This window comes from Methylovorus sp. MM2, from assembly GCF_001648895.1.
In the GTDB taxonomy this organism is placed as follows: Bacteria; Pseudomonadota; Gammaproteobacteria; order Burkholderiales; family Methylophilaceae; genus MM1.
The window spans coordinates 1,368,026-1,381,747 of the sequence record NZ_LXUF01000001.1 but is presented as its reverse complement, the minus strand read 5'-3'; the positions used below and the strand labels follow the sequence as shown (position 1 = coordinate 1,381,747).

Below are 13,722 nucleotides of genomic sequence, written 5' to 3'. Positions count from 1 at the left end.
ATAGACCTGATCTGTATCTGCTTTTCTCCCGCTAGTCTCTGTAGCATTTCATATATATCAAACCATTATCTGTTTCTCTTAAAGCAGATCGCTGAGACCAAGATTTCATGTCAGAAGTTAAAGATTTAAAAGTTAAAGATTCAGAGCTTAAAGATGTTGTTCGCCCCTATAACGCGCCAGCAGCGGGTTGGGGTGCGCTGAAGTACGTCGCAATCCACCTGATTAATCAGAAAATACCGATCAAGGGCGCCTTGACGCTATTTTCGCAGAATCAACCGGATGGCTTTGATTGCCCCGGCTGTGCATGGCCCGATAAAGAACATACCTCTACGTTTGAGTTCTGTGAGAACGGTGTAAAAGCAGTTGCGGCAGAAGCCACGGCCAAGCGTGTAACTCCAGAGTTCTTTGCCAAGCATACTGTAACTGAGCTCATGGAGTGGAGCGACTTTAAACTTGAAGATGAAGGTCGATTAACCCATCCGATGGTGTATGACGCAGCTTCTGATAAATATATCCAAATCGATTGGGATGCAGCTTACAGCTTTATCGGTAAGCAGATGAAAGCGTTGGAAAATCCTGATCAGGCTGTGTTTTATACCTCTGGTCGTGCAAGCAATGAGGCTGCATTCTTATATCAGTTGTTTGGGCGTGAGTTTGGTACGAACAATTTCCCTGATTGCTCCAATATGTGCCATGAATCTACCAGCGCTGGCTTGCCTGAGATGGTGGGTATTGGTAAAGGCAGTGTGACACTTGAGGACTTTGAACATACCGATACTTTGCTGTTATTTGGGCATAATCCAGCGACTAACCACCCACGCATGTTGGGTGAGTTGCGCGAATGCGCGAAGCGAGGGGTGAAAATCGTCTCTATCAATCCATTGCGTGAGCGTGGGTTGGAGAAATTCGCCGATCCACAAAGCATGGTTGAGATGTCCACATTCGGCAGCACCAAAATCAGTGGCACTTTCATTCAGCCTAAACTGGGTGGGGACTTAGCCTTTGTCAAAGGCATGATGAAGTTCATCGTCGAGTGGGATGATGAAGCTATTCGCACGGGTGGTAAGCGCATAGTCGATATTGATTTCCTTCAGAACCACACAGCTGGTTATGAAGCATTAGCCAGTGATATCCGTCGTGAAGATTGGGCTGTGATTCTTGAAGAGTCTGGCGTTAGTCTTGGTGATATTGAAGCGGTAGCCCGTATTTATGTTGCAGGTGAACGTGTGATCTCTACGTGGGGTATGGGCATTACGCAGCATAAGCATTCCGTAGCGACCATACAGATGATTACCAATCTCATGCTATTGCGTGGCAATATCGGCAAAGCAGGTGCAGGCCTATGCCCAATGCGCGGCCATAGCAACGTGCAGGGGAACCGCACCGTGGGTATCTATGAGAAACCTGCGCAGAAGTTTCTCGATAGTCTTGGTGAAGTCTACAAATTTGAGCCACCACGTGAAGATGGCCATGATGTCGTCTCTGCGATCCGTGCCATGTTGAATAATGAAGTGAAGGTATTTATCTGTTTAGGCGGTAACTTCTCTATTGCAACGCCTGATACAGATCAAACATGGAAGGGCTTGCGTAACTGTGACCTTACGGTGCAGATCACCACAAAACTAAACCGCAGCCACCTTGTGCACGGTAAAGATGCCTTGATACTCCCTTGCTTGGGCAGAACCGAAGTTGATATGCAGTTGTCCGGCCCGCAAGGTGTCACCGTTGAAGACTCCATGAGCATGGTACATGTCTCTTACGGCATGAATAAACCTGCTGCACCTACGATCATGTCAGAGCCTGCGATTGTTTGTGGCATCGCTGCTGCCTCGCTTAAGAACACGATCACACCTTGGCTTTGGTATGCGGAAGACTACAGTCGCATTCGTGACGATATGGCACGTGTGATGCCTGATTTCTATGATTACAACGAACGTATCAAGCATCCTGGTGGGTTCCGCTTACCAGTGCCATCTGGCGAACGTATCTGGCGCACTGAAAGTGGAAAGGCAGAATTCAAAGTACATGCCATCCCGCAGGATCTACCGATCCACCGCGCGCGTCAAAAGTATGGTGATGATGCATTCCTGTTGATGACCACGCGTACCCATGACCAATACAATACGACCATCTATGGGATGGACGATCGCTATCGTGGCGTATTCGGTGAGCGTCGTGTCGTGTTTATCAATAAAGAAGATCTTGCCCAAAAGAACCTTAAGGCTGGCGATCTAGTCGACCTTGTAAGTATCTGGAATGATGGTATCACTCGACGCGCCGAACGGTTCATGTTGGTTGAGTACGATATCCCTCGTGGCTGCTTGGGCGGGTATTACCCAGAAACCAATAATCTTGTCCCACTGGATAGCGTTGCTGATATATCGCATACGCCCACCTCAAAATCGGTACCTGTCTTGATTGAAAAGCACTATGCAGCAGCTGCCTAACGCTCAGCAAAGCAACGCCACATCAGCAGAGGAGGTCATCGCTTTGCTGTTGCAGGAGATGTATATCGAGCATGCCAATGGTCGGTATATCATTCCTATGGCAGCGCTTTGCAAACGCCTGAATCTGCGCATGAGTACATTACAGCGCTATCTCACAGGGCTTGAAAGCCATGAGCTAGTGACAGTGCATTGTGATGATAACGGGCGCTGGACTACGCAATTAACTTCACAGGGTGTTGCGCTCTACGACTCTTTAGCCGCTTAGATTTTTCGCAAAAAGTCGCATCGCCTGTAGAGCGCTTGCGATGTTATGGGTAAAAAATCCCATGCATTAAAGCCAATCGGGTATATTAAGTAGCAATAGTCGTTACTAATCTATTTGAATAATCCATGAAGCTTTATGTCAATGTAGCAACGCGCATACGCGCAATGATTGATGAAGGCGTGTTGCGACCAGGCGAGAAGATATTCTCTCTGCGACAGGCCAGCCAAAAATACGCTGTCAGTATCAGTACCATCATCAAAGCCTATGAGATGCTTGAGAGTGATGGCATCATCAATAGCCATCCACAATCTGGCTATTACGTCTCCGCACCCAAACCCACGCATAGCAAGCGCAAAGATATCCAGCCAAAACCTGAGGCGGAATTAACCCAAGCAGAGCTTGTGCTCTCAACTTTACGTTCGATTCGCGAGTTTGGCACAGTGCCGCTAGGCTCGCCTTTTCCTGATGCGCATCTTTTCCCAATCAAAAAGATACATAACTATGAAAAGGCGCTCAATGCAGATGAGGCGGGGTGGGGCGTATTAAATGATTTGCCCCCGGGCAATGAGAGTCTGCGTCAACAGATCGCAAAGCGCTATCTTGAAAATGGTCTGGATATCTCGCCTAACGATATCGTGATCACACACGGCGCAACCGAAGCCATCAATCTTTGCCTACAGGCTGTTGCAAAACCGGGCGATACCATCGCACTTGAAGCACCCGGATACTACGCGTTAGCCCAAGCGGTTGAGCGCATGGGCATGCGTGTAGCAGAAGTGCGTACGCATCCCACTGAAGGTATCGAATTGGATGCACTTTCTGCTTTGATTCAGAACGTGAAAGTCGCGGCAGTGTTGCTAACAGCCAATTTTCAGAATCCTACCAGCGCGTTGATGCCGGATGATAAAAAGAAGGCGCTTGTTGCATTGTTGGCCCAACATCAAATCCCATTGATTGAAGACGATGTGTATCAGGAGCTTTGCTTTGGTGATGTTACACCCAAGCCGCTCAAAGCTTATGATGAGCAAGGCTTGGTACTGCATTGCTCATCATTCTCCAAATCGCTCGCGCCGGGCTATCGTGTCGGTTGGACTACAGCAGGTCGATACGGCAAGGATGTTGAACGGCTGATGTTTTTAAATAGCCTTTCAATTCCATCTGCACCGCAGATCGCGATCGCAAAATTTATGAAGCGGGATAGTTTCGAGCAGCATTTAAAAAGTCTGCGGCATACGCTTAAATCAAACTGCGTATTGATGCGCACAGCTATAGAAGATAGCTTTCCTAAAGGCACGAAGATATCCATTCCAACAGGTGGCTATGTCGTCTGGTTGGAATTACCTGAAGAGATCGATTCGCTGAATCTATATCAACAATGTCTCGAAAAAGGCATATCCATCGCCCCCGGCCCATTGTTCACCCGCAAAAAAGAGTTAACCAACTATATTCGCCTTAATTTCAGCCATCAATGGACGCCCTCCATTGAGCAAGCTGTGAGAACTGTCGGCTCGTTGGCAAGAAAAATGTTGGCTAATCATTCCACTTAAAAAGTGATGCATTTCTATTGCCTGAAGTCATTTTTCAATTGACCAAACAGCCCTAAGCCTTTATTATCACGCCTTCACCGATTCCTCGATAGCTCAGTCGGTAGAGCAACGGACTGTTAATCCGTGTGTCCCTGGTTCGAGCCCAGGTCGAGGAGCCAGATACAATAAGGCCTACAGCGATGTGGGCCTTTTTCATTTAGTCGACATTGTCGACCAAGTGTCAACCGAACAAATCCCCACTAAAGCAACGTATAGATATCTATTGGCATCCATCAAAGTGTAGCCAATGGATTCTTCGTTTTTGCCTCCTGCAAATGATCAGGAGACAAATGCGCATAACGCATCGTCATCGTCAAAGAACTATGTCCAAGCAATCTCTGCAACACCAAGATATTCCCGTTATTCATCATGAAATGACTCGCGAATGTATGCCTCAATACATGCGTCATCTGTCCCGCAGGAAGTGAGATATCAGTTCTATTTATCGCCTTCCTGAATGCACCATAGCAATAGTTGAACAATTGGCCTGAACCACCCTTACGCAATGACTGGGCCTGCAACTCTTCACTCAGATCATCTGATATCGGCACCGAACGATTCTTACCGGATTTGGTATTACTGAAATGAATCTGACCGTCTCTTACCTGACTGCATCTAAGACCTTGAGCCTCACTCCATCTTGAACCGGTTGAAAGGCAAATCTTGGCCACCAGCAGAGCATCATCACTCTTGGATATCTCCAGACTATGGAGAATCTCCCTTATCTCTTCTTTCGACAGATAGGAAAGCTCACGCTCCGCTACCTTTATTTGCCTAACATTCGATAATGGATTCTCCAAAGTCCAATAACCAAGACGCTTGGCCTCATTGAACACACTACGCAGATAAGCATGCTCACGATTTAGCGTATTAGGCGCGATTCCCGCCTCTATACGTGATTTTCTGTACTCCGCAAAGGTACTGGCCTTGAAATGGTCAAGAAAAGGGTTTCCAAGCACCTCACACAACGTCTTAAGACGACTGTATGTATCCTTGCCGGCTCTTAAAGTCGCCCCATGATGCTGATGCCATATCTCGATTAGATCTATCAGCCTGCGCATATCACGCTTCGCAGGTGCCCATTCAGGGGACTGGTTCACCTTCGTCTTCAACCAAGCCTGAAAAGCTAACGCCTCAGCCTTGGTCGAAAACGTCTTTCGATAACGCTTCCCACCTCGGCCCGCAGGTTGCTCGTCTACATGCCAGCCTTTATCTGTTTTAGTGATAGCCATAAAGCGGATTATTGCCAAACATGCCGAAGACTGTCAAAGTACTTGAAAGATATTCTGGAACGCATGAAGGGGAATCACGGGTGATGCAACGTAGATGGATTGGATGCCTAGCATCTCTATTATTCCTTTATTCGACTGCTGGACAAGCAGAAGAGCAATTATCTAACTGTGTTCAACCGATACAACAGCAAGCCTATCAACCCGATTCACTTCCAAAGATAAAATATTCTTCCGGCACATACTGGTTCAGGCCAGATGGTTCTGTTCTAGATCTACCGAAATCCGACATTCGCTATTCCACGAATTACGCCAATTATCAGATAGCGTACTTCTTTGACCTGCAAGCATCGAAATGGTATCTACAAAAAAGGGGAGGGCTGAAAGGCGATGTCGATTGGTATGGCCCGATGGAGATATCAGAGACTACAGCCACTTGCTTGAAGTCCGTTAAACCACCGCTGAATACCGGTGATATCTAAATAAAAAGGGCCAGATAAGAATCTAGCCCTTTTTGTTTCAGAAATGAGGATTACTCGGTCTTCGGCTTACTATGCTCGCAGACTATCTCCAGATTATTACTGATGACTTTCAGCAATATCCTCTGCGCACAAAGCATATCCTCCAGGAGCGTGTTCTTTAATCCTGCATACTCATGATCAGTGTACTCAGAGAGATTCCTCTCGCTCAGACTTCGTTCGATGAGATGACACACGCCATTAGCCCCATAAGCGGCTGTTAAAGCATCTGCGGCGCGAAATTGATGTGGTTGGCTTCCACTATATTCAGCATCCACCCAGAAGTCCTCATTAAGAGGATTGTTTGATTTATGACTAGCCATGATGGCCTCCTTTGCATTTGAGAGAGACCACCCGAAAAACAATACGGGGTGGCGGGCGCACTCTCGGGTTACAAAGAAACCGCGTCTGGGCTTTCCTTTCGGTGTTTTATACCCAGTCTCAACCCCGCCATAAAATCAATGGACGTAAAAAATGCCGCGAGCTGACGGGGCGACAGACCGCTTTGTACTTCGAGAGGCCTTCAGAATATTCCTGTCTGATGCTTGATGTCAAGAAAGATAGCCACTATCCATTTCTATGTTATTAGCTTAGGCTATTGATAGTCGGGTGGATTTGGAGAGAAGTATGAGCTCAGGGCAATACTATATTAGTAATAGATACATATATGGACCTAAAATGTCGGGCCAATTTTACATCCATAAGGATTATATTTACGGCCCCCAAAATAGTGGCCTTTATTACATCCATAAAGATTATATTTATGGTCCGAAAAAAAGCGGACAATTCTATATACATAGAGATTATATTTATGGTCCCTTAGGTGAAGAGTTACCTTGGCTGGAAGCGTAGTTTATGAGTTAAGCCTCAATGGCCTGTAACGACTTGCTACACTCATCAATAATAAATTCTGGGACGCCTTCATATTTATTGGGGTTAAGTTGCATAACGTATTCATTCTCGATATGAAATGTTTCATTAATGTACTTGGCAATTACATCATTTTCATGCTGCCCATTTATTATTCTAAATAACTGTAATTTTTCGTAATTATTAGGCGCGCTGTCATATAGTGTGCGCATTTGTGCTGCATCATTAAGCTTGTTAAGAATTACTTGATAATCAAAAGTTGGAATCTTTATTTTAATGCGAGAGGCAACCTCATCTATTTCAGCAGAGGTCATTTCTACTTCAATTAAATCTACTCTTTTAAATGGTTTCTCGCGTTTATGTAGAAGGTTTGCAATTAATTGATAGATATTGCCTTTGTCGTTTACTATTTCATGAAATCTTCTTAAATATATAAGTTTGATGACGTCGTCACATTCAGAACCAATATTTTCATGACAAACCTGTCCAAAAGTAATCACATCATCCTTTGTTACTTTAATTTCTTTCACGATTCCTTTTTTAGCCTCTAGAAAACTAGCGACTGGGACTGGTTGAAATTCATGAGGCAGATTTTTAACTAAATCAATAATTGGCTCTAAATCATGAGTCATCATTAATACGGTTTTACCTCTAAAACTTTTCTTACCTCTAAAAAGCTTTTCAATAATCGCAAACTTCTTATTTCGGTCGAATGAGGAGATTGGATCATCAAGAATAATTAGGTCAGGGTTAGCTGAGAGGCTCTGATACATGAATAAGACGAGTGCAAAAGCATTTTTCTCTCCAAAACTTAGGTGTTGTGTACCGCTGGTTACGTTTTCATTGAAATCTTCATGTTTTAATTTCATTTTGTATTCGTTGGAATCATTTTCGATGTCAACGTTGTATTTATAACCGGCAAACCTCAAAAAATTGTTTATTTCAGTCTTATATTCAAGAATAGTTTTCTGAATACCAATTTTTTGCTGGTTAACTTGACCTTGTAATTCTCCGGCCAATTTTGAAACAGTTTCTAAAGAATCGTTAATAGAATCGACAATTTTCTTCGTTTCCTCAGATTCAAGATGAGATAAAAGCCCAATATTTATCTTAAGAAAATTAACCTTGTCTATTACCTTCTCATCCTCTCTAAAGGTAAAAAAAGTTATACCTCTTAATTCGTTGAGCTTGCCTCTTAATACATCAATCTGATTCTTAATCTCTATTAGGTAATTTTTTTCTTCTTCTGCGAGTTCTGTTTTATTTTTTGTTATTTCTTGCAAACGATGATATGTATTTTCACTAAAGTACTTACTTAATCTTTCAACAATTGATAAGACTTTATTTAAATGTTCAATTGACTTATGGTCGTACTCTTTTGCAACTAGCTTAATATTATCTTTTTTACCTTCAGTGGTTGTAGTGCAATATGGGCAATTTTCTGAAATCTCTATAAATTCATTCCCGTCTATCTGCCACTTTATCCATTTAACATTCTGCGGGCTTTTAAGAAATTCTGAGTACCCTTGGAGTCCTGCAGGAATATTCTCAATCTTGTTGCCCTGTTTACCAAAACCTTTAGCTATACTTCCAGCAGCCGAATACCCAGTTTTTGAAGCCCCGAAACTGTCACTCATGTCATTTAAATCTTTGATCACTTGCTCTAGTTCAGTATTTCCTTTAAATGTATCTTTGATGCTGGAAATTAGCTTTTCAATCTCTTCTGTTTTTTGTTTATAAGTCTCATTTTTGATAAATATATCGAAACTATTTGTTATCACTTCATCTGGCCTGAAAACTATTTGATTAATATAGTCTTCATTAAATATCGAAACTTTTGTTATCGAATCTGCACCTTCTATGGAAGGCAAAAGATTTGTATCTTGTTTTCCTGAATGCTTAAATGGTGTCAGGCTTATTAGCTTTTCTTTTCCTTGAGTGTTCAGATCTATAGCTTTAGCTATAGTGCTTTTACCAGTCCCATTTATCCCATATTTTATGTTGAGCCTTTCTGGCTCTATTTGAATATTTGCTTCATCAATACTGTTGCAGTTTTTAATAATCAAATTCATCTCATTCCCCTTTTTTATTTTTTATTCAGAGCTTTATGGATACTAACAGATACAAAGTCACCCCAGTTATCCATAGTATTGCCCCTCTAAGGCAAATACTGTGGGTAACTGGAAACAGGTGACGGAAGAATAGATCAGCGGGCGAAATATAACCAGAGGGCGCGAAGCGCCGGAGCGCCCGCAGGGTCCGAGGACGCACCGCCGCTTTGCGCCTAAATCAATAAATACCCATCCATAAGAAAAACAAATCCCCCTTTGCATCCCATTAGACGTCATTGGTTTTTACCCTATTGAACTCATTGTATGTGCGCGGCACTATGCAAAAACAGTCATCTCCCCCACTAGTAATACGGGGGGAAAGATAAATAGGACGTATGGAACGGGGAAAACCAGTAGCCATGCGGGTTCAAGCGTAATTCATGTATGTGCACTGCCAGTGTCAGTGTATGTGCATTGCACATTTGGGAAAAATCATGGAAAAGACAGTCAATTTAACCATCCGTATCTCACCAAAATTGAAAAGGGAAGCAGAGGAGGCTTGTGCGTATCTGGACAGTACTTTGTCATCTACTATTCGTAAGACTCTAAATGATATCGTTCGTCATCATCACAAGACCAGAGCTCAGGATACATACTATGAACGGATGTTCATGGAAGGTGATTTAGCTCAAGAGGCTCAACAGGCATTGTTAAAAGAACATGGATTGGTAGATCAGGCTGAGATGGTAAAAAGTAACGGTCCTCTAGCTTCGCCAATGCTAAAGGACCTGATTAGAAATAGACCACCATCATTGGTTACACATTCAGACGATGAAGAGCTACATACCAACCTGATGACTCGTAAAGAGAGGCGTGAATACGAAAGGCAAAAGAAGAAAGGAACGTTGGCCGGAAAGATAGAACAATCGATACTATTCGCTAAACATGAGACTTCCGATGTTCTAAAGATGCTTATCGATAAAGAAAAGAAAGGATTTCTGACTAAAAAAGAACGTGATCAGAAGCAAGCACTTTTAAGAGCTGGAGTGATAGTATCCGATTAATAAGATTTATATTTGCTAATTAATTAATCTGCATTACAAGGGGAGCTTTGCATGAAATATCTATTACTGTTGCTTGTAGTAATTAGTTCTTCGGTATCTGCTGGTGAGTATGACAACTCATATGTATCTATCAATGTTTATGACAAAGCATCCGGCCTATATTACAGAGCAGTCCAGGACTTATCTGAAGGTGGTGGCTTTTTAAGCTCATCAAGCAATGTGGTCACTAATATAAACATATTTGACCCTGTGACTTCCACTTCTAGGCTTTTGTTCAAGAATCCTCAAAAAGGAGGTATATCCCCATTACTTTTCGAGTCAGAGATTAAAGATAAGCAAGTTACCTTTGATGGCACTGCTACATTCTTAGCATTTAATAACTCTGATATCAAAAGAACAGAGCTTAAGAATAAATTACTAGTAGGTGTTCGTAACCAAGAGACAAAAACCACCACATTATTTATAGCAGACAAAAATGGATCTAATCTAAAACAATTAACCATCGTTCCACCTAATACTGACTGGCATATTGATGTTAAGAACTCAAAGATTCGAGTCGTCCGTAAATTAGAGAACAATGTCCGAATCGATAGTTATGATTGGTGACTTTCTTAGATTAACAACGACAGCATTATTCACTATTGGGCTGTTCACTCAATCCCCCTTGATCTATGCGGCCGAGTGCTCCGCTAGTCATCAAGAAGTATTTGCAGACTTCTTTAATCGTTTTTCAAGCGAAAAGAAATTTGCTGTTAGTCGAACGATTTATCCTTTGAGAGTGCTTCTATTGGAGTTTGGTTTAAACGATAAGCTTGAAGATGACTATTCTTCTTCTTTCAAACTTAAATTAACTTCCAAAGCTGAAGATAGCAAATACCCATCTCTTGGGAACTATATGAATGATAATGGACTGGTAGCAGAAACAAATATCAAAACCCGCACGACTGAAGTCCATGTCTTTAAGCCTGATACCGACTGGTCTGTGATGTATCGTTTTTTAATGAAAAAACACTGTTGGTATTTGCACGAAATTGAAGACGATTCTTTGTAACTTTTCAGTCGATGAGAAAAGTGTCAACCAAGTGTCAACGCTAAAGTTACTTATAGTGACTTAATGAAATAATAAAAACTATAACCATATGATTTATATAAAACTTATATATAAATGAAATCTAAAGAAAGCTATGGATTGAGACTGTTAATCCGTGTGTCCCTGGTTCGAGCCCAGGTCGAGGAGCCAGATACAAGAAGGCCTGCAGCAATGCAGGCCTTTTTTACTTTTCAACAAAACCTCTATATCAAACGCTCAGCGCACTATTAATTCTATCTAACGCATTGACTAGATTTTCCATCGATGTTGCAAATGAGATGCGGAAATAACCTTCGGCGCCAAAAGCGGAACCGGGCACAACCGCAACGCCGACTTTTTCAAGCAGGTATTCAGAAAGCGCCATATCTGTTGGCTCATTGATCTTGCCTGCTTTATGCAGGTTGCTGATAGCAATGCGGGCATCGGGGAATGCGTAGAACGCGCCGCCTGCCTTGATGCACTTCACGCCCGGCATAGCATTAAAGCGATTTACTACATATTCATGACGTTCAATAAAAGCCTCGACCATGGGCGTAATGCACTCCTGAGGCCCTTCAAGTGCTGCTTGTGCTGCAACTTGAGAGATAGACGTAGGGTTGGATGTAGATTGCGATTGAAGGATCTCCATTGCTTTGATGATCTTGGCAGGGCCGGCAGCATAGCCGATACGCCAGCCTGTCATTGAGTAGGCTTTAGATACGCCATTGAGTACGATGCATCGCTCTTTTAATTCTGGAGCAGCATTGAGGATATTGTAGAACTTGTCACCTGTGAGGTTCACGTGCTCATACATATCATCCGTGGCAACCAACACATATGCATGGCGCTTAAGAACCTCACCCAATGCTTTTAGCTCGTCCAACGAATAAACCGAACCTGTTGGGTTGGATGGCGAGTTGATCATAAAGATCTTGGTTTTTGGGGTGATAGCTGCTTCAAGCTGAGCAGGGGTTAGCTTGAAATCCTGCTCGATACCACATTGAATGATGATGGGCTTAGCACCTGCCACTAATGCGATATCCGCATAAGACACCCAGTAAGGGGCAGGGATGATGACTTCATCGCCCGGGTTTAACACCGCCAATGCCAGATTGAATATACATTGCTTGCCGCCGACACCGACGATGACTTCTTTTTCAGTATAGTCAAAGCCGTTTTCATTTTTGAACTTGGCGACAATGGCTTTTTTAAGGCCGGGAATACCGCCTACAGGCGTGTATTTAGTAAAGCCGCTATCAATGGCTTTCTTTGCGGCGTCTTTAATATGTTGGGGAGTATCAAAATCTGGTTCACCAGCGCCAAGGCCGATAATGTCCCGACCTTCTGATTTTAGCTTTGCCGCACGTGCGGTCACTGCCAAAGTAGGTGATTCTTTTATTGATTGAACGCGCTGTGATAGCTGTGTAGCTGATGATTCCAAGATCGAAAATCCTTGAGTTGTGAGGGTAAAGATAAAACCCTAATTTTACTCATAAAATCCAATCACCGAAACCAAAAGCTAGCTTTTTAATAGGCTTAATGGCGAATTCTTTTAAAGCTGCATGCTATTTTAAACTTTAACATTTCTAACATTGTTCAGCGCACCCAGCCTCATGGCTGAATTCAGCGGCGATATCTTGATCTATCTCTAAGAGCGCTAATTGAATGGTATGCATTTCTTTTGTATCACCTTTTTTGGCTGCTAGCATCCCTAATCTGAATAGTGAATCCGTGTTCAGGGCATTCACAGCCACTGATTTTCGATAAGCGGTTTCTGCCTCTACTAATTTATCCAGCTTTTCATTGGCAAGCCCTAGCTCATACCAAGCCTCTGAGTTGTCAGGCTCGGCCTTCACCCAGTTATTAGCTACTTCTTGGAGCTTGATCCAGTCTTCTTGCAACTCTGGAGCTGCTACTTGTAGAAAAAATGGTTTATCAGCATCATTGGCTTCCCAAAATGCTGGGCCTTCTAGCGAATGCGGTGGCTCAGCGGGCAGTTTCTCAATATAGGATATCCACTCAACGGGGACTGCGTAGAAGTATGCATTGCGGCCTATGGTTTTGAATGTATTGATGCCGATGAGTCGCCCTTCACCATCAAACAGTCCGCTACCGCTCGCGCCAAGCGCAAAACGGGCCGTGCTGCGGATGACGCTGCCGTGATCAAGCGGGTAAATCGATTTGATGATGCCGACAGAGGTCACAGGTGATGGGTTGCCACTGGAGTGGCCGACAGAGATCGTTTCTTGGCCTTTTTTAAGCGTATTGCTGTTGCCTAACGTGACCGCCTTGAATGGTAGATTTTCCATCGTCAGCAGACAGATGTCGTGCCAGCTATCGGCTTGAATGGCGGTGATGGTATAGCTATCTTCACCACGTGAGACCCAAGGCTCTTTGGTTTGGCGAAGCACATGGCAGTTGGTTAGTACTTTGTTGGGCGCGATGATGACGCCAGAACCATAGGCCAAACTGCCATCGTGGTTATAGCCACGTACTAAGACGATAGAGAAAAAGGAATCAAACAGCTTTGCTCGGTCAAACGCATAAGAGGCTGGGATGTAGGTGAGCATGGCTAACAACAATATAAGCTTGCGCATCTTTTAACGCTCCCTGCTGTCTATGA

General features: G+C 43.4%; 12 protein-coding genes and 1 tRNA gene. 8 read left to right on the top strand and 5 right to left on the bottom strand.

Translation table 11 applies throughout. The features are described from left to right. Positions 1-107 precede the first annotated feature (107 nt). From A7981_RS06585 to A7981_RS06570, 4 genes are all read left to right on the top strand, one after another. Positions 108-2,447 carry an FdhF/YdeP family oxidoreductase gene (locus A7981_RS06585; protein WP_067265768.1) on the top strand — a complete coding sequence of 780 codons (2,340 nt, stop codon included), beginning with the start codon at positions 108-110 and terminating at the stop codon, positions 2,445-2,447. After that, positions 2,431-2,712, top strand: coding sequence for a hypothetical protein (locus tag A7981_RS06580; RefSeq protein WP_067265765.1), 282 nt, complete (start codon positions 2,431-2,433; stop codon positions 2,710-2,712). The genes A7981_RS06585 and A7981_RS06580 overlap by 17 nt, the downstream gene beginning before the upstream one ends. A 125-nt stretch (positions 2,713-2,837) precedes the next feature. After that, positions 2,838-4,259, top strand: a complete 1,422-nt coding sequence (locus tag A7981_RS06575) for a PLP-dependent aminotransferase family protein (RefSeq protein WP_067265762.1) — start codon at positions 2,838-2,840, stop codon at positions 4,257-4,259. A gap of 82 nt (positions 4,260-4,341) precedes the next feature. After that, a tRNA-Asn gene (locus tag A7981_RS06570) sits at positions 4,342-4,417 on the top strand. Positions 4,418-4,531: 114 nt separating this feature from the next. Here A7981_RS06570 and A7981_RS06565 read toward each other — a convergent pair. Beyond that, complete coding sequence (locus A7981_RS06565) at positions 4,532-5,530, bottom strand: tyrosine-type recombinase/integrase (protein WP_067265743.1); 999 nt, start codon at positions 5,528-5,530, stop codon at positions 4,532-4,534. 20 nt (positions 5,531-5,550) lie between these two features. Between A7981_RS06565 and A7981_RS06560 the strand changes: the two genes are divergently transcribed. Next, positions 5,551-6,009, top strand: a complete 459-nt coding sequence (locus A7981_RS06560) for a hypothetical protein (RefSeq protein WP_067265739.1) — start codon at positions 5,551-5,553, stop codon at positions 6,007-6,009. 50 nt (positions 6,010-6,059) lie between these two features. Here A7981_RS06560 and A7981_RS06555 read toward each other — a convergent pair whose 3' ends face one another. Further along, on the bottom strand, positions 6,060-6,368 hold the full coding sequence (locus A7981_RS06555; protein WP_067265736.1) for a hypothetical protein: 309 nt from the start codon (positions 6,366-6,368) through the stop codon (positions 6,060-6,062). A 537-nt stretch (positions 6,369-6,905) separates the two neighbouring features. Then, the gene (locus A7981_RS06545) at positions 6,906-8,987 is read right to left on the bottom strand and encodes an AAA family ATPase (protein ID WP_067265729.1); all 2,082 of its coding nucleotides are present in this window, start codon (positions 8,985-8,987) and stop codon (positions 6,906-6,908) included. A gap of 473 nt (positions 8,988-9,460) precedes the next feature. Between A7981_RS06545 and A7981_RS06540 the strand changes: the two genes are divergently transcribed. Genes A7981_RS06540 through A7981_RS06530 form a run of 3 tightly spaced genes read left to right on the top strand, consistent with a single transcriptional unit; the run spans position 9,461 to position 11,081 of the window. Continuing rightward, positions 9,461-10,030, top strand: a complete 570-nt coding sequence (locus tag A7981_RS06540) for a hypothetical protein (RefSeq protein ID WP_067265720.1) — start codon at positions 9,461-9,463, stop codon at positions 10,028-10,030. Between the two features lie 51 nt (positions 10,031-10,081). After that, the gene (locus A7981_RS06535; RefSeq protein WP_067265717.1) at positions 10,082-10,636 is read left to right on the top strand and encodes a hypothetical protein; all 555 of its coding nucleotides are present in this window, start codon (positions 10,082-10,084) and stop codon (positions 10,634-10,636) included. Beyond that, positions 10,608-11,081 carry a DUF4348 domain-containing protein gene (locus tag A7981_RS06530; protein WP_131800943.1) on the top strand — a complete coding sequence of 158 codons (474 nt, stop codon included), beginning with the start codon at positions 10,608-10,610 and terminating at the stop codon, positions 11,079-11,081. The genes A7981_RS06535 and A7981_RS06530 overlap by 29 nt, the downstream gene beginning before the upstream one ends. Positions 11,082-11,328: 247 nt before the next feature. On the opposite strand, the gene A7981_RS06525 is transcribed toward A7981_RS06530, so the two are convergent. Continuing rightward, on the bottom strand, positions 11,329-12,540 hold the full coding sequence (locus A7981_RS06525; protein ID WP_067265704.1) for a pyridoxal phosphate-dependent aminotransferase: 1,212 nt from the start codon (positions 12,538-12,540) through the stop codon (positions 11,329-11,331). Between the two features lie 145 nt (positions 12,541-12,685). After that, the gene (locus tag A7981_RS06520; protein WP_067265702.1) at positions 12,686-13,696 is read right to left on the bottom strand and encodes a trypsin-like peptidase domain-containing protein; all 1,011 of its coding nucleotides are present in this window, start codon (positions 13,694-13,696) and stop codon (positions 12,686-12,688) included. Between the last annotated feature and the right edge of the window lie 26 nt (positions 13,697-13,722).

Coding starts and splice junctions, on each gene's coding strand:
- A7981_RS06585 (WP_067265768.1), top strand. CDS start 108: ATGTCAGAAGTTAAAGATTTAAAAGTTAAAGATTCAGAGCTTAAAGAT.
- A7981_RS06580 (WP_067265765.1), top strand. CDS start 2,431: ATGCAGCAGCTGCCTAACGCTCAGCAAAGCAACGCCACATCAGCAGAG.
- A7981_RS06575 (WP_067265762.1), top strand. CDS start 2,838: ATGAAGCTTTATGTCAATGTAGCAACGCGCATACGCGCAATGATTGAT.
- A7981_RS06565 (WP_067265743.1), bottom strand. CDS start 5,530: ATGGCTATCACTAAAACAGATAAAGGCTGGCATGTAGACGAGCAACCT.
- A7981_RS06560 (WP_067265739.1), top strand. CDS start 5,551: ATGCCGAAGACTGTCAAAGTACTTGAAAGATATTCTGGAACGCATGAA.
- A7981_RS06555 (WP_067265736.1), bottom strand. CDS start 6,368: ATGGCTAGTCATAAATCAAACAATCCTCTTAATGAGGACTTCTGGGTG.
- A7981_RS06545 (WP_067265729.1), bottom strand. CDS start 8,987: ATGAATTTGATTATTAAAAACTGCAACAGTATTGATGAAGCAAATATT.
- A7981_RS06540 (WP_067265720.1), top strand. CDS start 9,461: ATGGAAAAGACAGTCAATTTAACCATCCGTATCTCACCAAAATTGAAA.
- A7981_RS06535 (WP_067265717.1), top strand. CDS start 10,082: ATGAAATATCTATTACTGTTGCTTGTAGTAATTAGTTCTTCGGTATCT.
- A7981_RS06530 (WP_131800943.1), top strand. CDS start 10,608: ATGTCCGAATCGATAGTTATGATTGGTGACTTTCTTAGATTAACAACG.
- A7981_RS06520 (WP_067265702.1), bottom strand. CDS start 13,696: ATGCGCAAGCTTATATTGTTGTTAGCCATGCTCACCTACATCCCAGCC.